This is a genomic window from Dyadobacter sp., assembly GCF_039919315.1.
Taxonomy (GTDB): Bacteria; Bacteroidota; Bacteroidia; order Cytophagales; family Spirosomataceae; genus Dyadobacter.
Genome location: NZ_JBDSFX010000002.1, coordinates 1 through 20,921, shown reverse-complemented (window position 1 = coordinate 20,921; position 20,921 = coordinate 1). Strand labels below are relative to the sequence as shown.

21 protein-coding genes and 1 pseudogene are annotated in these 20,921 nt (G+C 44.8%); 15 read left to right on the top strand and 7 right to left on the bottom strand.

Going from position 1 to position 20,921, the window contains the following annotated elements; all coding sequences use genetic code 11:
• Positions 1-429: 429 nt before the first annotated feature.
• The gene (locus tag ABIO93_RS01475) at positions 430-1,173 is read left to right on the top strand and encodes a PIG-L deacetylase family protein (RefSeq protein ID WP_348063667.1); all 744 of its coding nucleotides are present in this window, start codon (positions 430-432) and stop codon (positions 1,171-1,173) included.
• 14 nt (positions 1,174-1,187) lie between these two features.
• Here ABIO93_RS01475 and ABIO93_RS01470 read toward each other — a convergent pair whose 3' ends face one another.
• Positions 1,188-2,591, bottom strand: a complete 1,404-nt coding sequence (locus ABIO93_RS01470; RefSeq protein WP_348063666.1) for a TlpA disulfide reductase family protein — start codon at positions 2,589-2,591, stop codon at positions 1,188-1,190.
• Positions 2,592-2,698: 107 nt separating this feature from the next.
• On the opposite strand from ABIO93_RS01470, the gene ABIO93_RS01465 reads away from it, so the two are divergent.
• Together ABIO93_RS01465 and ABIO93_RS01460 are read left to right on the top strand one after the other, a co-directional pair.
• The gene (locus ABIO93_RS01465; RefSeq protein ID WP_348063665.1) at positions 2,699-3,040 is read left to right on the top strand and encodes a hypothetical protein; all 342 of its coding nucleotides are present in this window, start codon (positions 2,699-2,701) and stop codon (positions 3,038-3,040) included.
• Positions 3,041-3,050: 10 nt separating this feature from the next.
• Positions 3,051-3,257, top strand: a complete 207-nt coding sequence (locus tag ABIO93_RS01460; protein WP_348063664.1) for a helix-turn-helix transcriptional regulator — start codon at positions 3,051-3,053, stop codon at positions 3,255-3,257.
• A gap of 29 nt (positions 3,258-3,286) precedes the next feature.
• Here ABIO93_RS01460 and ABIO93_RS01455 read toward each other — a convergent pair whose 3' ends face one another.
• Entirely contained in the window at positions 3,287-5,359 is a 2,073-nt protein-coding gene (locus ABIO93_RS01455; protein ID WP_348063663.1) for a HAMP domain-containing sensor histidine kinase, read from the bottom strand.
• A 212-nt stretch (positions 5,360-5,571) separates the two neighbouring features.
• Here ABIO93_RS01455 and ABIO93_RS01450 point away from each other — a divergent pair, with 212 nt between their 5' ends.
• The 5 genes and pseudogenes from ABIO93_RS01450 (at position 5,572) to ABIO93_RS01430 (ending at position 8,208) form a co-directional block, all read left to right on the top strand.
• Entirely contained in the window at positions 5,572-5,895 is a 324-nt protein-coding gene (locus tag ABIO93_RS01450) for a metalloregulator ArsR/SmtB family transcription factor (protein WP_348063662.1), read from the top strand.
• A 1-nt stretch (position 5,896) separates the two neighbouring features.
• The gene (locus tag ABIO93_RS01445) at positions 5,897-6,379 is read left to right on the top strand and encodes an SRPBCC domain-containing protein (RefSeq protein WP_348063661.1); all 483 of its coding nucleotides are present in this window, start codon (positions 5,897-5,899) and stop codon (positions 6,377-6,379) included.
• A 78-nt stretch (positions 6,380-6,457) separates the two neighbouring features.
• A pseudogene (locus tag ABIO93_RS01440) lies at positions 6,458-6,820 on the top strand (DoxX family protein); the annotation flags it as partial.
• Between the two features lie 102 nt (positions 6,821-6,922).
• Positions 6,923-7,507 carry a DUF1801 domain-containing protein gene (locus ABIO93_RS01435; RefSeq protein WP_348063660.1) on the top strand — a complete coding sequence of 195 codons (585 nt, stop codon included), beginning with the start codon at positions 6,923-6,925 and terminating at the stop codon, positions 7,505-7,507.
• Positions 7,508-7,644: 137 nt separating this feature from the next.
• The gene (locus ABIO93_RS01430) at positions 7,645-8,208 is read left to right on the top strand and encodes a DUF4256 domain-containing protein (protein WP_348063659.1); all 564 of its coding nucleotides are present in this window, start codon (positions 7,645-7,647) and stop codon (positions 8,206-8,208) included.
• Between the two features lie 62 nt (positions 8,209-8,270).
• Here the strand turns inward: ABIO93_RS01430 and ABIO93_RS01425 are convergent, their stop codons facing one another.
• On the bottom strand, positions 8,271-9,050 hold the full coding sequence (locus ABIO93_RS01425) for a phytanoyl-CoA dioxygenase (protein WP_348063658.1): 780 nt from the start codon (positions 9,048-9,050) through the stop codon (positions 8,271-8,273).
• Between the two features lie 307 nt (positions 9,051-9,357).
• Here ABIO93_RS01425 and ABIO93_RS01420 point away from each other — a divergent pair, with 307 nt between their 5' ends.
• Positions 9,358-10,026, top strand: a complete 669-nt coding sequence (locus ABIO93_RS01420) for a DNA alkylation repair protein (protein WP_348063657.1) — start codon at positions 9,358-9,360, stop codon at positions 10,024-10,026.
• A 38-nt stretch (positions 10,027-10,064) separates the two neighbouring features.
• On the opposite strand, the gene ABIO93_RS01415 is transcribed toward ABIO93_RS01420, so the two are convergent.
• Complete coding sequence (locus tag ABIO93_RS01415) at positions 10,065-10,496, bottom strand: cupin domain-containing protein (protein ID WP_348063656.1); 432 nt, start codon at positions 10,494-10,496, stop codon at positions 10,065-10,067.
• A gap of 62 nt (positions 10,497-10,558) precedes the next feature.
• Here ABIO93_RS01415 and ABIO93_RS01410 point away from each other — a divergent pair, with 62 nt between their 5' ends.
• Together ABIO93_RS01410 and ABIO93_RS01405 are read left to right on the top strand one after the other, a co-directional pair.
• On the top strand, positions 10,559-10,723 hold the full coding sequence (locus ABIO93_RS01410) for a hypothetical protein (RefSeq protein WP_348063655.1): 165 nt from the start codon (positions 10,559-10,561) through the stop codon (positions 10,721-10,723).
• Between the two features lie 127 nt (positions 10,724-10,850).
• Positions 10,851-12,110, top strand: a complete 1,260-nt coding sequence (locus ABIO93_RS01405; protein WP_348063654.1) for a T9SS type A sorting domain-containing protein — start codon at positions 10,851-10,853, stop codon at positions 12,108-12,110.
• Positions 12,111-12,159: 49 nt separating this feature from the next.
• Here ABIO93_RS01405 and ABIO93_RS01400 read toward each other — a convergent pair whose 3' ends face one another.
• Both ABIO93_RS01400 and ABIO93_RS01395 read right to left on the bottom strand, forming a co-directional pair.
• On the bottom strand, positions 12,160-12,360 hold the full coding sequence (locus ABIO93_RS01400) for a hypothetical protein (protein ID WP_348063653.1): 201 nt from the start codon (positions 12,358-12,360) through the stop codon (positions 12,160-12,162).
• A gap of 104 nt (positions 12,361-12,464) precedes the next feature.
• A complete protein-coding gene (locus tag ABIO93_RS01395) occupies positions 12,465-13,883 on the bottom strand; it encodes a sulfatase (RefSeq protein ID WP_348063652.1) in 1,419 nt (472 codons plus the stop codon).
• Between the two features lie 258 nt (positions 13,884-14,141).
• Between ABIO93_RS01395 and ABIO93_RS01390 the strand changes: the two genes are divergently transcribed.
• The 4 genes from ABIO93_RS01390 to ABIO93_RS01375 are packed head-to-tail and all read left to right on the top strand — an operon-like array spanning position 14,142 to position 20,361.
• On the top strand, positions 14,142-14,558 hold the full coding sequence (locus tag ABIO93_RS01390; protein WP_348063651.1) for a hypothetical protein: 417 nt from the start codon (positions 14,142-14,144) through the stop codon (positions 14,556-14,558).
• Between the two features lie 56 nt (positions 14,559-14,614).
• Positions 14,615-15,697, top strand: a complete 1,083-nt coding sequence (locus tag ABIO93_RS01385; protein WP_348063650.1) for an efflux RND transporter periplasmic adaptor subunit — start codon at positions 14,615-14,617, stop codon at positions 15,695-15,697.
• 25 nt (positions 15,698-15,722) lie between these two features.
• Positions 15,723-18,932 carry an efflux RND transporter permease subunit gene (locus tag ABIO93_RS01380; protein WP_348063649.1) on the top strand — a complete coding sequence of 1,070 codons (3,210 nt, stop codon included), beginning with the start codon at positions 15,723-15,725 and terminating at the stop codon, positions 18,930-18,932.
• Positions 18,922-20,361 carry a TolC family protein gene (locus tag ABIO93_RS01375; RefSeq protein WP_348063747.1) on the top strand — a complete coding sequence of 480 codons (1,440 nt, stop codon included), beginning with the start codon at positions 18,922-18,924 and terminating at the stop codon, positions 20,359-20,361. Before ABIO93_RS01380 ends, ABIO93_RS01375 begins: the two co-directional genes overlap by 11 nt.
• A 143-nt stretch (positions 20,362-20,504) precedes the next feature.
• Here ABIO93_RS01375 and ABIO93_RS01370 read toward each other — a convergent pair whose 3' ends face one another.
• Entirely contained in the window at positions 20,505-20,861 is a 357-nt protein-coding gene (locus ABIO93_RS01370) for a GxxExxY protein (protein WP_348063648.1), read from the bottom strand.
• Positions 20,862-20,921 lie beyond the last annotated feature (60 nt).

The window sequence follows — 20,921 nt, the reverse complement described above, 5'->3', positions numbered from 1 at the left end:
TTATGTCAAACACAAGAAATAAACTTTTCCTTGGAATGGCAATTTGATAGACAATTCAGAATAGAACTTAATTAACCACTTTCAATATGCTCAGACCTAGCCAAAGAAACTACTAGCAGTGATTTGACGCTATATCTTTAAAAGCAAATATAAGTTTTGTCTATCGCGATTCAAATAGTCCTTATAAATTCCTCCATTCTTAGCATTACTCTATGTCAATTACAATCATTGAGCATTGTTATTTGTAATAATGATATTCATTCTAAAAGTGACAACTGTTATCGATCTTCACAACGATTTCCACTTATATTTACACAATTAATAACTTTATCATAGGCTGCGATTGTTAAGCATATTACCTGTCGCACCCAATATACCAATCGACCTCACCTCTTTTAATTTTTAGCCTACACTATAGAACCAAGCAAAATGGATCGTCGCACCTTCTTCACAAGCTCGGCTACCGGCCTTGGTTCCCTACCATTGGCTGCTATTTTTAACGGAAACATACATTTCTCAAAGCCACTTAAAGTAGTTTGCATAGGTGGCCATCCCGACGATCCAGAGACGGGTTGCGGCGGGACTCTTGCCAAATTTGCCAATGCGGGCCATGAAGTGACAATTATTTATCTCACCAATGGAGACGCCGGAATTAAAGGAAAAAGTCATCAGGAAGCCGCTGCCATTCGAACAGAAGAGGCTAAGAACGCTTGTAAAGTACTGAAAGCCAAACCCGTTTTCGCCGGACAAGTTGATGGCGATTCGATCGTGAACAATGAATGGTATTCCAAAATCCAGAAGTTATTGGAAGCCGAAAAGCCCGACATTGTCTTTACGCATTGGCCTGTGGACTCTCACAAAGACCATATGGCGGCCAGTTTGCTGACACAGAAAGCACATTTACAAATGGGACAAAAATGTCCGTTGTATTTCTTTGAGGTTTGCACGGGCGCGCAGACGCAAAACTTCCATCCCACGGATTATGTGGACATCACTGACACGCAGGCGCAGAAACGAAAGTCGGTTTTCTGCCACGCAAGTCAGGGATTCGTTTCCGATGCTTATTACCATGAATTTCACGGCATTATGGAAGATTTTCGCGGGATTTCTATCTCCGTGAAAGGTGCAGAAGGTTTTATCAAGCTCACCAATACCAACAGCGCGATCATCTGAGATAGCATCTGACCTTAGTCTGCTTCCACGTATTTATTCACGAAAGCAACCCAGTCTACCCCAAAAGGGACCGTGATATACCTGCCTGTTGGTGTAATCAAAACCTTGGTCGGATACCCCTGAACTTTAAATGACTTTTCAATCTTGCTGTCGGACATGGCAACCGGGAAATTATAGTTGTTTTTACTCATATATGCCGTAACCTTCGATTCGGTATCCCGACAGGCGACAGTCAAAACGGATAGTTTTTTCGACTTTTCTACAATCGTCGATTCGTAAAATTTCTGCAAAGCCGGATGTTCTTCCCGGCAGGGCCCACACCATGTTCCCCAAAAATCGACCAGGATCCATTGCCCGGAAAGAGACTTGCTCGAAAACGAAGTCTTATCTAATGCATGAAGTGAAATTGGAGGCGCATTGACCGATCCGTCATCTATCCCTTTTTTCCAATAAGCATTGAAGCTATCACCGGGCATTACTTCCTTATGCATGACCCGGAGATTTTCCTTATAAGTTGGTTCCACCAGAGCCATTTTCAAAAGTGTTGCCATAACCTGCTGCCTGTCGCTATTTGCAGTCACAAACGTCAGGTAGTCATCCTGAAATCCGTCCTTTGCCTCGCCCAATAGCATATGCATATCGTAGAAGTAGCCGGATTTGTGATTTTTATCGACGAGATCGGGGCTATAATCAAATGCCGCTTTCAACAGATTCTCCTTTTGCTTTCGGTCAGCTGTTTCCTCCGATTTTTTAAAATTGACATAGGCATTTAAAAACCTGTACCATGCACGCATGTCCAGATCTGACCTGCTGGAAGAGTCAGTGACTGTTACCTGCCCCGCTTTTAGTTTTGCCAACAGCTTGTCACTCAGCTGGGCTGACTGCGCTTTGAGCTCCGGGTATTTAGAAGTTATGCTGAGGATCATCAACCCATACCTGCCGGCCCTGTTCTGGTAAATGTCCCGGCCATCAATTTCAGAGGTGATGAACTGAGTTGTGAGCTTACCTAACAGGCCTTTGTTGGTTCCAGCTTTTTGAATTTTGGTGAATATATATAATGATTGGACGTGTCGCTTCATGGTCGCGGAAGTGTCAGCAATCATTTTATTCAAAATTTCGGTGGCCAGGAGTCTTCGTTTGACCCGCATGGCCAGCCTCGATGGATCATCCTCGTTCGCCTCCATAAAATCCTGCGCAAAGCTGTTGTGAATCAAGTCGGTAGCCTGATTTGCATACGCCGCATTGGAAGCCAGCTTTCGAATGTTATAGAACGCTGAGTCTACATCAGGTTTTTCATTCGTGAATTTTTGAAAGTTATTGTAATAGTTACTCGGCGATTCCTTTGGCAAGCCAGGTTTCTGTGCGAGCGTGCAGCAAGTAGCAAAACAGGCAAGCGATGACAATATTATTCTTTTCATGAGCTAAGAGATTGGTTGTTAACAATATTTTTAATTTCAAAAATGTAAAGTTTATTTGTCTTATTGAACAGTATGACATACTTTTAGACAACTAAACTTAGTAAGATATGTACGGAACGTTTAAGTATTTCGGTTTGGTTTTGGTTATTGTTGGCATTGCGACGTTTATACTTGACAAGACTGTGGGCGCAGAAATCCCCCTACTGGTCGGCTTGTTTATACTTTTTGTTAGCAAAGCCAAAGTCGAAGATGAGCGTGCGGTTGTTTTAAAGTCTTCCTCCGCCTACATTGCCCTTATTTTGAGCTATGGGTTTAAGTTGATCAGTACAAACCTTTATGCGCATGAGGCGATTTCGTTTCAGCTTACTGATATCAATCACTTCTTAATACTGATTTTTGCCTTGGCTAACTGTATCTATTATTCACGCCTATATCTTCACTGGGATTGAGCCTCTGAACATGAAAAATTATCTGAAAGTTGAGCGGGCAAAACAGAATATCACCCAGGCAGAACTAGCCGAAAAGGTCAATGTTTCAAGACAAACGATCAATTCCATTGAAATAGGAAAGTTTGTTCCATCAACCGTGCTTGCATTAAAAATCGCATTTGTGTTTCAAACAACCGCCAATGAAATCTTCTTTCTGGAGGAAACGGATTGGCATTAACATTTGATACTCACGAACTATACCATTAATCAATACGGCAATTCAACGAAAAATGTGGAGCCGGAACCTCTTTCTGACTCAAACCAGATCCTCCCGTCGTGGGCTTCAACGATTTGCTTGCAAATAGAAAGACCGATACCAAACGACTGTTCTCCTGACGTACCCGGACGCCTGGCTTGATTCGAGGCCAGAAAAATCTGGCTTTTCAGGTTTTCAGGTATACCGATTCCCTCATCCTTGACGGACAACCGCACCGTACCCGGCTGGACTTCTAAATAGATGGCGATCGTACCACCCAAAGGCGAAAATTTAATAGCATTACTCAGCAGGTTGCAAAATACCCGCCATATTTTTTCTCTGTCGACCGGCACGTTAACCTCCTCATAATGGTAGTCCAGCGTTTGCTTTTTCTCACTGGCTTTATGGCTCAGCATATCAATGCATGATTGCACGATTTCTTCCAGCGCCACGTCACTTTTGGAGACCCTGTCGCGGTCCGCACTTGACTGTAATATCTGTCCGATCAGCGTGTTGGCCTTTTCTCCCGAATGCTGAATGGCCGCCACGATTTCAAGTTGCTCGTCGGACGGTACCTGCTCCCAGAAAACCAGGTGTGATGCCGAAATCATCGCGGCAATAGGGTTTCGTAAATCATGCGCCACGATTTTTAACACGGTTTCATTTTCAATTTCTGATTGCTCCAATGCATTGACCGTGTCCTGCAACACGATATTGCTTTGGGTAATGGCCTTGTTTAGTTCTGTAACGGCGCGGAGGTTAGAAATATTCTTCTGGGCGCTACGCCAGATCAGGTACACAATGACGCTCAATGTGATCGAGATCAATATGGCAAATTTCAGTATCAGGTCCTCGCGTGCGTCCTTCTCAGCAGCCAGCTCTATTTCATGTTCACGTTGAATCTGTTGCAGGAGCTGCCCTACATCACTTTTGTTTTCTGCATTTTTCTTTATGGCATTCACCCGGTCGGTTTCCAGGCTGGTAGTCCATAGTTTGCCCGCATCTTCAAATTTCCCCTGCCCAAATAAAATAGCAGCCTGCATTTTCTGATACAAGACAACATGTGCTGCATTACCCGATGCACCCGGCAGGCTTTTTAAAATGGTGAGTTGTTCTTCGGCTTTGCCATATTGTTTTGAGTCAATGTATAATTTCGTCAATACCACGCGGGCTTCCTGCTCCACTTCAAAAGACCAGTCAATGTCCTCGTCATGCTGCAGACACCTTCTGATGAGCCTTTCGGCAATCCGCGTTTCACCTTTTATTGCATATGCTTCCGCCTGATACCGCGCAATAACGATCCGGGCAAATTTGATGAAATTCTTTTCACGGGGAAATTCGTGCGCGTGTTTGTTAATGAAATCCTTCGCCTGCTGATAGTAACGCAAAGCAATGTCCGGCTCTCCGCGCAAAACATGGGCCATCCCTATATTCCTGAGACTCCCCTGCACTTCAATAAACTCTAATTGAAAATTGCCCGATTGCTTACATTGGGCCAATTCTTTCAACTCCTGTTTCCAATACTGAATGGCCTGATAGTAATTTTCTTCTTTGTAAGAAATGTTCGCGATCCTGCTGCTATATCGGGCGCATTCACAAATTTCGCCTAATCCGGTCAGGAATGACTTGCCATTATAGTAATTACGGTATGCCTGATAAAATTCTTTTTGCTTCAACAAATCATCTCCCTTTAAAAGCAAAGCTTTGGAATACTCGGTCGGGTATTGTTCGCGGACACCCGGCGGCGAAAACAGAGCCAAGAGGCTATCCGTATAGATCAGCGCATTCTGGTGCAAAGTTGAGTCGCGGTGGCTGAGCACTTTCATGAACTTATAATAGCTGATGCGGTCTTTAAGACTGTGGTTGGCCAGCGTAGCCATGAGCGAATCCAGTATACCGATAGACTTTTTAATGCCAATTTTTCTTGAATCACGATCAAGGCTGTCTATCCAAACTTTTAACTGATCGTCATGATTTTTTTCCAGAGACTTTTTACATCCGGTAAATCCCAGAAGCCAGGAAAACGATAGCAGAATAATTATATATCGAGCTCTATGCTGTAACAGGCAAAATCGCTTCTTCATTACTCTTTTAAGTCAATTACTCTTTGATGACTGCGTCAAAGGAAGTGGGTGATACCTAATTCGTACAATTACTATCATTATTTTACGATCGTCGGCAATTACCTGGTATCGCAAAGCAGCAGAAAGCTACGCACATTTCATTTAGAAAAATTGTAGAAAAAATTTGTGTAGTTAAATGACTTCATATATATTCGTAGCCAAATAACTACGCAATGAATTTAAGACGAGACGTATTTCAAGCCATCGCAGATCCGACAAGAAGAGCCATACTTCTGCTGGTAGCTACACAAACCATGACTGCGGGAGCAATCGCTTCCAATTTCGACACTGCGAGACCAACGGTTTCGAAACATTTGTCGATACTCACCGAATGCGAATTGCTACAACAGCAGCAAAATGGTCGGGAGGTTTACTACCACATCAATGCAAAGAAAATGAAAGAAGTAGCCGACTTTATCGAGCCATTCCGTGACATGTGGGATGACCGGTTTAACAAACTGGAAGCCATTATGAAAAACTACAAACCCAAAGAATAGTATGGAACGTAAAACGAAACTCAATGCCGAGGAAGGCAAACAGGAAATAGTGATCACAAGGGAATTTGATTTGCCTCTTGAACTGCTTTTCAAGGCCTATGAAGAACCCGACATCGTAGCGCAATGGATGGGAACGAACGTACTGAAACTGGAAAATAAAAAGCATGGCGCATACCAGTTTGAAACATGCGATCCGCAGGGCAACGTAGTATTCCGGGCCAATGGTGTTTTTCCTGAATTCATTCCCAATGAGCGGATTACGCGGACATTTGAAATGGAAAATACGCGCGGTTCGGCGGCCCGATTTGCTATTCAGCTCGAATATCTGGAATTTGAAAAACTGACTGATGAGACGAGCAAATTGACGATGCAGATCGTCTATAAATCTGTTGAACTGAGGGACCAAATGTTGAAAATGCCTTTCGCATATGGCCTTAATATGGCTCACGACAGGTTACAGGAAGTTGTGAATAGGCTTAAATAAGTTTTTAGTTGTCGCCCTTCGGCTCCGCTCAGGGCGACAAAATGAAATAATAACATCATTCTTTAAATCAAAAAAATCATGGAAAAGAGAAACAAGATCATCTATTGGATTGCTACCATTTGGCTGGCATTGGGAATGACGTCAACCGGAATTGTGCAATTAATCAAAATGAAAGAGGAAGCCGATATGTTCAGCCGTTTAGGGTATCCGGTCTATTTGCTGACTATTCTGGGTGTTTGGAAATTACTGGGCGTAATAGCAGTACTTATTCCTAAATTTCCATTGGTTAAAGAATGGGCGTATGCAGGCTTTTTCTTTGCAATGTCGGGAGCTATCTTTTCTCACATTGCAGTTGGCGACGAAGCCAAAGAGCTTTTTGGACCATCGTTATTAATAGTGCTTACCGTGGTATCCTGGTATTTTAGGCCCGAGCCGCGTAGGCCCGAGCCGCGTAGGCCCGAGCCGCGTAGGACAGCCGGGCGCAGACTAATGGATCACAAACCCGCAGATCAAAATATCGTTTCAATTCATGCATAGGTGAATATGACAAATCCAAAGGTTGATTGGTACTTCGATAAGGCCGAAAAGTGGCAGGAAGAAATCGGGCAATTGCGAACGATCATTCTGGATTGCGGGCTGACTGAGGAATTGAAATGGGGCTGTCCGTCCTATACCTTTCAGAAAAGCAACGTCGTACTGATCCATACGTTCAAGGAATATTGCGCAGTGCTATTTTTCAAAGGTGCACTGTTGAACGACGCGGAGCACATGCTGATCCAGCAAACAGAGAATGTGCAGGCTGCACGTCAGGCGAGGTTTACGAGTGCTCAGCAAATTACAGAAATGGAAGCCACATTGAAAGCCAATATTTATGAGGCGATTGAGGTGGAAAAGGCCGGCTTGGAGGTGGTTCTAAAAAAAACCACGGAATTCAAAATGGTTGAAGAATTTCAGACAAAACTGGATGCCAGTTCTTCCTTGAAAACGGCCTTTGAAGCGTTAACGCCCGGAAGGCAGCGAGGTTACCTGCTACATTTCTCTCAGCCCAAGCAAGCCAAAACACGGGAGGCGAGGGTTGAGAAGAGTATCGCGCGGATCATGGATGGTAAGGGCTTGGAAGATCAATGATCCGAAATGAAGTCAACGAAATTAGAATGCAAACGAATCATGCTTTCATGTATTCGTGTCCATTCGTGCATTCGTGGCTGATTTTGAACGCCACGAATGCACGAATGGACACGAATATTATAAATGAACCATAAACCATGAAAACAAAAAAACAACTATCCCAAGACCAAACTCAGGAACTACTCGAAACCCTGAAAACGCGTTTTGAAAAAAATAAAACCCGTCATAAAGGCCTTGAATGGGATAAAGTCCAGGCGAAACTGGAAGCTAACCCCGAAAAATTGTGGGTGCTCGATGAAATGGAAGTAACTGGCGGTGAGCCGGATGTGGTTGCTTTCGATCAGAAGACTGGTGAGTACATATTTTTCGATTGCGCGATGGAAACACCCAAAGACCGCAGAAGCCTCTGCTATGATCGCGCCGCGTGGGAGTCCAGAAAAGCGAATAAGCCGGAAAATACGGCTATGGATGTGGCGGCCGAAATGGGCGTTGAGCTTTTGACCGAAGAGCAATATCAGGAGTTGCAGGGACTTGGTAATTTTGATCTGAAAACGTCTAGCTGGCTAAAAACGCCTGCTGATGTCCGAAAAGCCGGTGGCGCTATCTTTGGTGACCGCCGCTTTGGCCGGGTGTTCATATACCACAATGGCGCTGATTCGTATTATGCTGCCCGGGGCTTCCGTGGATCGCTGAGAGTTTGAATTTTGGGATTAACAAACGCGACTACCAATCGGTAGCCGCGTTTGTTATCTGATCCGTTATACTAATGCAACGCCAGACGAATCGCTTGTTCTACTGGCGCATAACCTGTCTCCGAATCGGAAATAGTGAGTTCATTTCGAAGCAGCAACGGAGGCTGGGCCATAAATTTCGGCGTCTCTCCCTGATGAGCCTGCGCGGAATGCACCAAAAAAGGATGACACAAGTAAATCGTACCTGCGTCACCGGTCGCACGAGCAACCTCACGCTCGGGCAGCTCGTCCAACCTGCCTGCGAGCTCCATAAATGAAAGTCCCGCGTCACCCTCGGGATATAAAAGCTTGGCCACATCGATATGCGACCTTTTGTAAATGACCGTCGGGGCATCTTTTTCGCTCACATCCGAATACAAAACCAGCATAAGCAGCGCCCTTCCCCTGGATTTGATATTGATCCGCCATTTAAGATAATTGTCTGCCTCGTCACCCGGAAAACTCGCATCCACATGCTTGCCCGCGTCGTTTGGTAACTTATCAGAAGGAAACCTGACAGGAAATGTGCCGACACTACCGCGTTGGAGCCACTTCCCTTTGCCAACAAGTTGATCAAATGCGGCTTCTAATTTTGGAGAGCTTACAGAATCTAAAAAAGGCTGCTGAGCATACATTCCCAAACGGACTACCGGTTCGGACCAGCTCCCAGGATTGGCCCGGTCGAAAGGGATGTCATTCCACAAAATATCGACGGCTGCATGGGCCACTTCTTTCGAAAATGCATTGTCGATACGAATGAAGCCGTCGGTTATAAACTGCTCGATTTCTTTTTGACTTAATATACCAGACATCAATTTCTCAGTTAAAAGTCCTTTGCAGAACATTACGCACTGTCAAATGACAAGTAAATAGTATTTTGAAAAATATATAATGAAACTGTTACACCATTGAAAACGGTGCGGCGCTTATGAACTAAGCCGGGAAAGATATTATAACATAATGGTCATCCTCATTCCGTAAAAATAGAAATTATCCCAAAGTTACAAAAGCATTTTACGACCAATTGAAAAGCGACTTGACCGGACAGTTGGTTTACATTAAATTGCAATTGTCTTTTCCACTTCGGATCTCAAAGGATAAATTCACCAAACGTACATCATGATGACACTTCACGAAGCCCTCGCTAAACTCGAATCACTTGGCACTGAAAGGATGCGGGAATTTAATACCAAACATGGTGTGGGGCCAAATCAATTTGGCGTCAAAATGGGCGATATCCGCGGGGTGGCGAGCAAAATTAAGACCGACCACGCATTGGCATTGGAACTTTGGGATACGGAGAACATTGACGCCCGATTTTTAGCAATTCTGGTGATTGACTCTAAAAAACTTTCAAAGGAAGAGATCACTGAAATGGTGAAATCTGAAAAATTCACACACGTAGCGGATTGGCTATCTTCTTATGTCATAAAGGATTATCCCGATAACGAGCCGTTACGAAAAGAATGGATGGAGTCAAGCGATGTGATGTGCGCCCGTGCGGGATGGAGTCTCGCAAGCGGTTGCGTGGCCCGGAACCCGGATGTGCTCGACCTGCCCGCCATTCTCGACCGCATTGAAGCCGAAATGCCCGCAGCGGCGCCCGAAGTACAATGGACGATGAATTCAACCCTCGCCAATATTGGAATAAAGTTTCCCGAATACCGCGCCCGGGCGCTTTCCATCGGAGAGCGATTGGGAATTTACAGGGATTTCCCTACTTCCAAAGGCTGCACCTCCCCTTTTGCCCCGATATGGATTAATGAAATGGTCCGCAGGCAAGTATAATCAGTAACCGTCCACCTCGATGACCGCGTCCGCAACCCCTATTTTACAAAATCCTCGCGCATGGGCGTAAACATGTCGATCAACACGCCCGCTTCCTTGCATACGGCCCCATGCATGACATTGGAAGGGATGTAGTAGCCATCTCCCTTCTTCAGAATTTGCTTTTTATCGCCGATCGTCACTTCAAAAACACCACTTTCGACGTAGCTCATCTGTGTGTGAACATGCTTGTGAGGTGTACCAATGCCCCCCTTTTCGAACACGATCTTCACCATCATCATCGTCTCGTCGTACGACATGATCTTACGTTTCAGTCCGCCGCCGAGATCTTGCCATGGAATGTCGGAATCAATAATAAATTGCTTGCCCTTCGCCTCTTCTGCTGGGGATTTTGTTTGTGCAAATAACTGATTGGATGCCAGTAAGAATAAAAATAATATCGTCGTTTTGGAAAAAATAGATCTCATCATTGATTTGAAAAAACGTTAATGTTCAAAGCCTTTGTTGCTTATATACTACACATTGGCAATATATGAGCAAGAAAGAGCGCATCCTAGTTCTTGATGATTTTATAATAACTCACTTTCCCTTTATGCTGATTGGACATAATGAAAGTACCAGCCGGCAGGCCCGACAGATCCAGGCCGATATTTTTGTCGAATCATTGGATTACATTCAGGGAAAGCCTACTTTTTGAAAGTGACTAAAAATTCACCTGAATAGTTTTCAAAAGTGGCGTTACCGCTTACTAAATTATTGGTTACTTGTCAGGTATATAGCTACTGGCTTATACTTCTGACAAGAAACACATAACGACCGTACTTATGAAATACGCTCTCTCATTTTTTACGCTTATTCTGCTGTCTCTTAATGCAATAGGCCAATGTCCTGTTGTGGATCAAACGTTCACAACACAAGCCCAGGTTAATAACTTTAAAGTCAACTTCCCAAGTTGTCAGGAGTTTGATCATTATATCAATTTAAGCGGTGCGGCCATTACAAATGTGAACGGCCTGAGTAACCTGACCAAAGTGAGCGGGCTAACTATGCAATTCACGTCGGTTACGGATCTTTCACCATTGGCAAACCTAACCGAAGCTTCTGTTTCTTTATCGCTATTTTACAATGGAGACTTGACAAGTTTGAATGGTCTTAATGCGCTTACAACAGCAGGAGATTTAGTAATCAACGAGACTCCGATTGCCAGTCTGAGTGCACTCCAAAATGTTACCGCCCTCAGAACGTTGGGCCTGAGATTGACACAAGTTTCCAACCTGGATGGCCTGGAAAATTTAGTTGATCTGGGAAACCTCAATCTTCAAAGTAATGATCTTTTATCAGATATCAGCGCGATCAACAATGCCGTCTATAAAACAACCGTGGGGCCGGAAGTTAGAATTAATGGCAACCCATTGTTAACGGAATGCGCAGTAAAATTCGTTTGCAATGCATTAAGTTCCCCTCCCGGCACTATTACCACAGAAGTAACGTCAAATGGACTTGGATGCGCTTCCATTGCCCAGGTGAATGCGCGCTGTGAGGAAATTGCATTACCTGTTGCACTCATCAGTTTTGATGCGAGGAAATTCGAAGAACATTCAGTATCGTTATCCTGGGCGACCGCTTCCGAATCAAACAGCAGGAACTTTGAGCTCCAAAGAAGCCAAAACGGTGCCAAATGGGTGATTATCGCTTCGTTAAACGCACAGGGTGAAAGCGGGAAAACCATTCAATATTCATTCGTTGATAGTTCGCCGACCGAGGGTAACAATCTGTATCGCTTGAAAATGATTGACACAGACGGCACATTCGCATATTCAAAAATTGTCAATGTGAATATGGGTTCAGATCCGACGGTTGGAATTTATCCTAACCCCGCTACGGATAAAATTAGTCTGGACGTTCAGGACCTATTGAATGCGAAGTCAATTCTAATTTCTGATCTTTCCGGAAAGAAAGTATATGCTTCTGAAAATGTCTCGGGCAGCGAAATCAGCGTAAAACACTTGTCCGCCGGTTTATTTTTAGTTAAGATTATAAAAAAGGACGGAAGTATGGTCAGCCGAAAGCTGGTTAAAAATTAAGTGTGTTTCCCAAAAATCCAGTCTCCGCCATTTAAAGCTCGTCAAAAAATCAAACTGCGTACTTCCTGATCAGTTCTGTATTCAGCTCGTGGCCGTGGCCTGGCGTGCTGGGGACATGAATGTAGCCGTCTACGAATTTCTCCGATGGCGTCAGCAGATCGGAATCGGGGCCAATGGTTTTCCGTACCGCTTCAATGCAATTGACGGCATAGTCAATCTCTGAATTGATCTGCGCTTCATCCCTGATCATCGGTCATGATCAGCAAAATATTCGGACGTTCTTTTTTCTGACCGGATGTAATCTCAGTGCTTATTGCTTAAATGGAGATCAGGAGGAAGAGTCGCTTTTTCAAATTATTTAGGGTCCTGTTTTTTGGCGTAAACTTTATCAATGGCAGCGCCTTCATCGCCCTGTTGCTTCATCCAGGCATCCAGTTCCTTCCTGAATTGCGCAATCTTTTGCTTGTAGGCAGGATCATTCGCCAGGTTTTTGAATTCATACGGATCTTGTTTTGTGTCATAAAACTCAACCGGCGAACGGTTTACGAAACGGTCAGTCAATTTCTTCGACTTTGGATCCGTCGAGGCCTTTTCCGTCCACGAAAACCAGATGGAATTTCTATCCGCACGTTCGCGGTTCATCATGAAACGATTATAGTATGGCGTTCCTGCTGTTAGATTCAAGATTAGCTTGTAACGATTGTCACGTATACTGCGGATCGGGTAAGGGTCGCCTTCGGGGATATTGTTATGTATGCCATAGGCGTAATTCCGTGCTATTTTGCTTTTACCTGCTAACACATTCAGGAAGCTTTTTCCATCCAATCCCGCCACTGGATTACCACCTGCGATGTCGATGAGCGTCGGCGTAATGTCTTCATACTGGACAATGGCATTGGTTTCGGTCGTCGGTTTTACTTTACCCGGCCATTTGACGATCATCGAACTTTTCTGTCCAGCATCCCACAAATTCCACTTGGCTCCCGGGAATTGTGCTCCCTGTTCTCCGAGAAAAATGACGATTGTGTTCTTGTCCTGGCCCGTTTCATGAAGCAGGTTGGTAATATCTCCCACCTGATCATCCAACCGCCTCACCTCAGCCAGGTACTTGACATATTGCCTTCTGGTAACTGGCGTATCGACGTATTCCGCAGGCAATTTCAGTTTGTCTTTGTCAAATTCGGTCGTATCGCCGACTGTCCACGGCATATGCGGATTAATGCTCATCACAAAGAGAACATACGGCTTTTCACTCGCGATCATGTACTTTTTCACATCGTCCAGCCGGTAATCGTCCGTCGGAGCAACACAATTGGGTTCAAAGCCATTGATGATGTCAAATGGAAAAACGCTTTTAGGTTTCGTCACATGATCTTTGCCCGTCAGCCCTACCCGGTAGCCCAGATCAGCAAGGTAATGGCCCACACTTTTAAGATTATCGTAAACCGGTTTATGATTTTGGAAAGAGCCGTGTCGGACAGGATAAAGGCCTGTAAAAAGGGAAGCCCGTGTAGGCACACACATGGCTTCCGAAGCATATATGTGATTGAATTTCAAGCCTTTTGAAGCAAGATCGTCGATATGAGTCGTTTTTAAATTTTGTCCACCATAGCAGCTCAGTTGCCTGCTATCCAGGTCGTCGGCCATGATGATAACAATGTTGGGCTTTGTATTAACAGCCTGGGCTTGACAGACATTGGTTGTCAGCAAAGCCCCGACAATTATAATCATTCCGCGGCCCCTACCCCAATTAAGTACTGTTTCTAAAATCATTTGAATGTAAAAAACTGAATGTAAAACTTAATCTACTAAGGTTATCGACAAGTAAATTAAAACAAGCCACAATTGCAAGGAATAAAATCAACCGCCTTACCGAAAGATTTTAATGGCTTTTTAACATGCTTTTAACTCGCTATTAAGGATAATGTGCGGTTTTTGTATCTAAAATCAAAAAGGCTGGTTCTATGAAAAATCTAATTTTGATATTTTGACCAGCCAGCGCATCTAACTGTTGCGAATCACCCCTTCCAGATGACAAAGGCATTAAAGACATATCTTCTAACACTGTGTACTCTGCTGCTGAGTGGATATGGATTTCTGTATGCCAATGTCCTGCTCAACTCCACACCAGATTCTTCAATAAAATTTCTTGAAAAATCAACATATTTATTTTTCAGTCCCAACCCTGAATGCGAAGCACCTGCCATCAGGCTTGCTTCATCCGATCAGGACAGAGGCGTTAAAATTTGCTTCGAAAAAAATGAGGAGGAGAACGATAACACGGTTTCCGCCAAGACCTCTACTGATGTAAACAATTTCTTTGCCGCATTTTACAACCGGGTATCCGGATATTTTTATTCCAATAAAACAACGCATCTGCTCTTGTGTAAGCATTGGTTTTATGCTTCATCCGACAGGTGCATAGTGCTCCGCGTGATCCGGATATGATCACAACCAACGAACAGAACTTACCAAAATCATAATATACTAACTCAAAAATAATAATGAAGAGAATTCTCATGGCCATGAGCTTGTGTGCACTGTTGTTCCACACAAGCTGTGAATCCAAAAAAGAAGAAAAGGAAGAAGAGACCGACTTCTTGGTGACCAGCCCCTTACAAAAAGACACGCTAATTACGAAGGACTACGTAAGCCAGATCCATGCGGTCAGCCACATTGAGTTGCGGGCACTGGAAAAAGGGTACCTACAAAAGATCTATGTGGACGAAGGTCAGTTTATCAAAAAAGGTCAGCTGATGTTCAAGATCATGCCAATGCTCTATGAAGCTGAGCAGCAAAAATCGCAGGCAGAAGTCAATTTCGCCGAAATCGAATACAGAAATACGAAGTCACTGGCGGATAGCAATGTCGTTTCCAAAAACGAGCTGGCACTGGCCAAAGCGAAACTGGACAAGGCAAAAGCGGAATTGGGATTAGCCACAACGCACCTTGGATTTACCGAGATCCGGGCACCATTTGACGGTATGATGGACCATTTCCAGGTGCGGTTGGGAAGCTTACTGGACGAGGGCGATTTGCTCACGACCATGTCTGACAACAGCGAAATGTGGGTTTATTTCAATGTACCGGAAGCTGAATACCTTGATTATAAAGCCAATGAGTCCAAAGGCGGTATGCTGAATGTGAATCTGCGGATGGCCAACAACAAGTTGTTTCCATATCCCGGTGTAGTGGAGACGATAGAGGCGGATTTTAATAATGAAACTGGTAACATCGCTTTCAGAGCTACATTCCCTAATCCGAAAAAGCTGTTGAGACATGGTGAAACAGGCAACATTCTGGTAACCTCCCCGCTCAAAAATGCCCTGATTATCCCGCAAAAAGCCACATTCGAAGTCCTTGAAAAGAAGTATGTGTATGTAGTGGATAAAAACGGTGTGATCCGGTCAAGGGAGATTACCGTAGAAGCAGAGCTTCCTCACATTTTTGTGGTTAAATCTGGTTTGGAAAAGACCGACAAAATCCTGCTGGAAGGCTTACGCCAGGTGCATGAGAACGAGAAAATACATTCAAAATTCGTGCAGCCTGATTCTGTTATCTCTCATTTAAGCCTGTATGCCGAGTAATCCGGTATTTTAAACTGCAAAAGACATGTTCAATCAATTCATACGAAGACCTGTATTCGCAATCGTGATTTCGATCATGATCGTGTTTATAGGCATCCTGGCGATTGAGAAATTACCGATTTCCCAGTTCCCGGACATTGCCCCAACAACAGTCAATATATTCATAGCCTACCCTGGTGCCAGTGCTGATGTACTGGTCAAATCCACGCTGATTACGCTTGAACAGGCCATTAATGGTGTTCAGGACATGCGGTATATCGCTACTGATGCCACCAGCGCCGGTGAGGCCACGCTCAGGATTATCTTCGAGCCCGGGACGGACCCCAATGTCGCCGTAATCCGGGTGAAGACAAGGGTCGATCAGGTGATGCCGCTTTTGCCAGAACTGGTTCAGCGGGAAGGGGTTATCATTTCGCCGGTTCAGCCCAGTATGCTGATGTACGTCAACCTTTATTCCAAAGAAAAGAGCATTGACGAAAAATTCCTTTTCAACTACGCAACGGTGAAAATGATCCCTGAAATTCAGCGGACCAAAGGGATAGCGAGAGCGCAAATATTAGGTAGCCGGAGATATGCCATGCGTCTTTGGTTAAACCCCGAGCGTATGCGTGCCTATAATATCTCCACAGAAGAGGTAATGAAGGCAGTCGGTGAGCAAAGTATAGTAGGCCGGCCGGGCCGGATCGGACAAAGCTCCGGTATCGCTGCCCAATCGCTGGAATATGTGCTTACTTACAAAGGACGATATGACAAGCCGGAAGAGTATGAAAATATCATCGTCCGTGCGAATTCCAAAGGGGAGAGCGTCCATCTTAGGGATATTGCCAAGGTTGAATTGGGAAGTGAATTCTTTGATATCTATTCCAACCTGGATGGTAAGCCGTCGGCGGCGATCGTACTGCGGCAAAACTATGGTAGTAATGCCAGCGATGTGATCGAAGAAGTGAAAAAGAAGCTGGACGTGATGAAAGAATCCTTTCCTCCGGGTGTGGATTACAAAATTAGTTATGACGTTTCTCAGTTTCTGGATGCGTCTATCGAGCAGGTTATTGACACCTTGCGGGACGCCTTTATATTGGTTGCCCTGGTTGTTTTCATATTCTTAGGCGACTGGCGTTCCACATTGATCCCGATCCTTGCGGTACCGGTATCGTTGATTGGGGCATTCTTTGTCATTCAGGCTTTTGGGCTTTCTATTAACCTGATTACGCTTTTTGCCCTTGTACTTGCCATCGGTATTGTGGTCGATGATGCGATTGTCGTCGTCGAGGCCGTCCATGCGAAGTTTGAAGAAGAGCCGGGAATATCGCCTTTCAATGCCGTTAAAAAAGTACTTGGTGAGATCAGTGGAGCGATTATCGCCATTACAGCGGTAATGGTGTCGGTATTCCTTCCGATTTCATTTATGTCAGGTCCGGTCGGAACATTCTACCGTCAGTTCTCTATTACAATGGCTAGTTCTATCGTGATCTCGGCCCTTATCGCCTTGACACTTACGCCGGTACTGTGCGCCATGTTGCTTCAAAATCATCATGGTCATGAAAGGAAGAAAAACATCCTTACCAAAGTGCTGGACAGCTTCAACCGGGTTTTTGATAAACTGACCGGAAGATATGTAAGCTTGCTGAAACGGATCGTAAGCCGCAGAGTGGTTACCTGGGCAGTATTGCTGGCATTCTGTGCCGGAATCGTATTCGTGAATAAACTTTTGCCTGCCGGATTTATCCCAAATGAGGATCAGAGCACGATTTATGCGATTATCCAGACACCTCCGGGCTCTACATTGGAAAAAACCAACGAAGTTTCCAGACGCTTGCAAAAGATTTGCGAGGAAGTAGAAGGAATAGAATCGGTATCTTCTCTGGCAGGTTATGAGATTATGACGGAAGGTCGTGGTTCCAATGCGGGTACCTGTTTGATCAACTTGAAACCCTGGTCGCAACGCGATCATAATGTAAAGGAGATCATGGAAGAACTCGAAAAGGAAACAAGAGGTCTCGGTGCGGTAGTCGAATTCTTTGAACCACCTGCAATTCCTGGTTTTGGTACTTCCGGTGGTTTTTCAATGCGTTTGCTAGATAAAACAACCGATACCGATTACGCCGAGTTTGACAAGATCAATAAAAAATTCATGGAGGATCTGGGCAAGCGTCCAGAGCTAACGGGCTTGTTTACCTTCTTTGCCGCGAATTATCCGCAATACGAATTGCAGATCGATAACCAGCTGGCGATGCAAAAAGGGGTGTCTATCGGAAAAGCGATGGATAACCTGAACATCATGATCGGTAGTACCTACGAACAAGGTTTTACCCGATTCAACCAGTTCTTCAAAGTGTATGTGCAGTCTGACCCAAGTTTCAGAAGGCTTCCAACCGATCTTTTAAAACTTTTTGTTAAAAATGATTCAGGTGAAATGGTCCCTTACTCGTCGTTCATGACATTGAAAAAAGGCCAGGGCCCTAACGAGATCACCCGTTTCAACTTATACAATTCGGCGGCGATCCAGGGACTTCCGGCTAAGGGATATACCACTGCAGATGCCATTCAGGCGATTCGGGAGGTTTCTGCCAAGACGTTGCCACAAGGTTACGACATCGCATTCGAAGGTCTTTCTTATGACGAATCGATCCGCGGCAATGAGTCTCTGGTCGTATTCATGATCGTATTGGCCTTCGTTTACTTTGTGTTGGCGGCGCAGTACGAAAGTTTCATCATACCACTGGCGGTAGTATTCTCGCTGCCGGTTGGGGTATTTGGTTCGTTCTTATTATTAAAATTGATGGGGCTGGAAAACAACATCTATGCCCAGATCGGCTTGATCATGCTCGTCGGTCTGTTAGGTAAAAATGCCGTACTGATCGTGGAATTTGCCGTCCAGAAGCGACACCAGGGAGAAACGATCCTGAATGCAGCCATTGAAGGAGCTAAGGTGCGTTTCCGTCCTATTCTGATGACCTCATTCGCTTTTGTGGCCGGTTTGATACCGTTGATCAGTGCGACGGGTGCAGGTGCGATCGGGAACCGAACCATTGGTGCTTCGGCAATGGGTGGTATGTTGTTCGGGACTATTTTCGGGGTAATCATCATTCCTGGCCTGTACTTCATATTCGGCACTTTGGCTGATGGCAGAAAAATGATCAAAGATGAAGAGGATGGCTCGCTGTCTGAACAGTTTGTTCACGCGATCGACATTTTCCCCCCAACTAACGATACTCACAATGATGATGCGAAATAAAAGAATATTAAACTGGGTCGGGGTAACATTTGTTGCCCTGGCTTACAGTGGCTGTAATGCACCGTCGCTGGTCCAGAGATCACCGAACAAGAACGTGTCTTCGACCTACAATAACGGGGAGACCGCCGACACGACCAATACTGGCAAGCTAAAATGGAAGGATTACTTCACTGATCCCCAATTGAATGCGCTGATCGACACTGCATTTAAAAATAACCAGGAGCTGAATATCACCATGCAGGAGATTGAAATATCCCGCAACGAGATCAAGGCAAGGAAAGGGGAATATCTGCCATTCGTAGGGTTAAGAGGTGGCGCCGGGCTCGAAAAGGCGGGACGCTACACCCAGATAGGTTCCAGCGAGGCAACGACCGAGATCAAGCCGGGAAGAGAAACGCCCGAGCCTCTGCCGGATTTTGTAGTAGCTGCCTATGCGCGTTGGGAAGTGGATATCTGGCATAAGCTGCGCAATGCAAAAAAAGCAGCTGTATACCGGTACCTGTCTTCTGTTGAGGGTAAAAACTTCATGATGACCAATTTGGTTTCCGAAATCGCCAACTCTTATTACGAGCTACTGGCACTCGATACCCAGCTGAACATTGTGAATCAAAACATTGATATTCAAAACAATGCATTAAAAATCGTGAAGCTTCAGAAAGAAGCTACACGGGTAACCGAGCTGGCTGTCCGCCGGTTTGAAGCACAGGTACTTAACACGCAGAACCGTCAATACGGGATCCGTCAGCGAATTGTTGAAATAGAGAACAGGATCAACTTTTTACTCGGACGTTACCCGCAGCCGGTTCTCCGTAACAGCCAGAACTTCGAAAATATGGTCCCTAGTGTGATTCAGGCTGGTATTCCGTCGCAATTGCTGCAAAACCGTCCGGATATTCGTCAGGCAGAACAGGACCTTGAAGCTGCCAAGCTTGACGTACAGGTAGCAAGGGCTAATTTCTATCCCTCGCTTGGTTTAAATGCATCGGTGGGTTTGAATGCTTTCAATCCGATATACCTGGGTAATATTCCTAAGTCGCTGTTGTCTACGCTTGTGGCAGATCTTGCTGGTCCGCTGATCAACAAAAACGCGATCCAGGCAACCTATTACAGCGCTAACGCAAAACAAGTACAGGCGATCTATAATTATGAACGCACTGTCCTGAATGCTTACATCGAGGTAGTAAATCAGCTCTCGAACATTAACAATCTGCAACAGAGCTATCTGACAAAAACGGCAGAAGTGCAGGCCTTGAACGAGTCAACCAACATTGCCAACCGTCTCTTTGCCTCAGCAAGAGCCGATTATATGGAAGTGTTGCTAACGCAGCGAGAGGCACTGGAATCCAGATTTGACCTAATCGAAACCAAAGTTCAGCAAATGAACGCCACGGTCAATATCTACCGGGCATTAGGTGGAGGATGGAATTGATGGAGTATTGAATATTAAGGAAGTTAAGAAGGCCGCCTCATTGTGGGGTGGCCTTTTTTCATTGTCCTCCGGTATCAGGATTTATAGGATTTTTTGATTTTCAGGATTATTGGTACTGATATCAACAACAATTAAAATCCTGCCTAATCCTGAAAATCCCGCAAATCCCGGTACTTTTTATTGTACACCTTCTTAAACTGCAAACTCGTAGCGCCAAAGTTAATCAGTAATCCAATTGGGAAATCGTAAGCTACAACGTAATTTTTTGCCTGAGCTAAGTGGGCATCTTGCAGATCAATAACTGCTTTTAGCTCAACGATTATTTTATTTTCAACTACAAAATCAGCGCGCCTTGTTCCGACGTGGATGTGATCATAGTAGATAGCCTGTGAAATCTCCCGACCAAAAATCAACCCCGCACGCTGCAACTCAATAGCCAAACAACGCTGATATATCACCTCGGCACCGGCCGCCCGGCTGAAAACCATTTCCCAACGCATTGTGCACCTTCATAGCGCACCCATTAATCTTATAAGTAATTTCTTCGATAGCCATAAATA

Bases quoted from the DNA above. Each gene is read 5' to 3' on its own strand.
- ABIO93_RS01475 (WP_348063667.1), top strand. From the start codon at position 430: ATGGATCGTCGCACCTTCTTCACAAGCTCGGCTACCGGCCTTGGTTCC.
- ABIO93_RS01470 (WP_348063666.1), bottom strand. From the start codon at position 2,591: ATGAAAAGAATAATATTGTCATCGCTTGCCTGTTTTGCTACTTGCTGC.
- ABIO93_RS01465 (WP_348063665.1), top strand. From the start codon at position 2,699: ATGTACGGAACGTTTAAGTATTTCGGTTTGGTTTTGGTTATTGTTGGC.
- ABIO93_RS01460 (WP_348063664.1), top strand. From the start codon at position 3,051: ATGAAAAATTATCTGAAAGTTGAGCGGGCAAAACAGAATATCACCCAG.
- ABIO93_RS01455 (WP_348063663.1), bottom strand. From the start codon at position 5,359: ATGAAGAAGCGATTTTGCCTGTTACAGCATAGAGCTCGATATATAATT.
- ABIO93_RS01450 (WP_348063662.1), top strand. From the start codon at position 5,572: ATGAATTTAAGACGAGACGTATTTCAAGCCATCGCAGATCCGACAAGA.
- ABIO93_RS01445 (WP_348063661.1), top strand. From the start codon at position 5,897: ATGGAACGTAAAACGAAACTCAATGCCGAGGAAGGCAAACAGGAAATA.
- ABIO93_RS01435 (WP_348063660.1), top strand. From the start codon at position 6,923: ATGACAAATCCAAAGGTTGATTGGTACTTCGATAAGGCCGAAAAGTGG.
- ABIO93_RS01430 (WP_348063659.1), top strand. From the start codon at position 7,645: ATGAAAACAAAAAAACAACTATCCCAAGACCAAACTCAGGAACTACTC.
- ABIO93_RS01425 (WP_348063658.1), bottom strand. From the start codon at position 9,050: ATGTCTGGTATATTAAGTCAAAAAGAAATCGAGCAGTTTATAACCGAC.
- ABIO93_RS01420 (WP_348063657.1), top strand. From the start codon at position 9,358: ATGATGACACTTCACGAAGCCCTCGCTAAACTCGAATCACTTGGCACT.
- ABIO93_RS01415 (WP_348063656.1), bottom strand. From the start codon at position 10,496: ATGATGAGATCTATTTTTTCCAAAACGACGATATTATTTTTATTCTTA.
- ABIO93_RS01410 (WP_348063655.1), top strand. From the start codon at position 10,559: ATGAGCAAGAAAGAGCGCATCCTAGTTCTTGATGATTTTATAATAACT.
- ABIO93_RS01405 (WP_348063654.1), top strand. From the start codon at position 10,851: ATGAAATACGCTCTCTCATTTTTTACGCTTATTCTGCTGTCTCTTAAT.
- ABIO93_RS01400 (WP_348063653.1), bottom strand. From the start codon at position 12,360: ATGATCAGGGATGAAGCGCAGATCAATTCAGAGATTGACTATGCCGTC.
- ABIO93_RS01395 (WP_348063652.1), bottom strand. From the start codon at position 13,883: ATGATTTTAGAAACAGTACTTAATTGGGGTAGGGGCCGCGGAATGATT.
- ABIO93_RS01390 (WP_348063651.1), top strand. From the start codon at position 14,142: ATGACAAAGGCATTAAAGACATATCTTCTAACACTGTGTACTCTGCTG.
- ABIO93_RS01385 (WP_348063650.1), top strand. From the start codon at position 14,615: ATGAAGAGAATTCTCATGGCCATGAGCTTGTGTGCACTGTTGTTCCAC.
- ABIO93_RS01380 (WP_348063649.1), top strand. From the start codon at position 15,723: ATGTTCAATCAATTCATACGAAGACCTGTATTCGCAATCGTGATTTCG.
- ABIO93_RS01375 (WP_348063747.1), top strand. From the start codon at position 18,922: ATGCGAAATAAAAGAATATTAAACTGGGTCGGGGTAACATTTGTTGCC.
- ABIO93_RS01370 (WP_348063648.1), bottom strand. From the start codon at position 20,861: ATGCGTTGGGAAATGGTTTTCAGCCGGGCGGCCGGTGCCGAGGTGATA.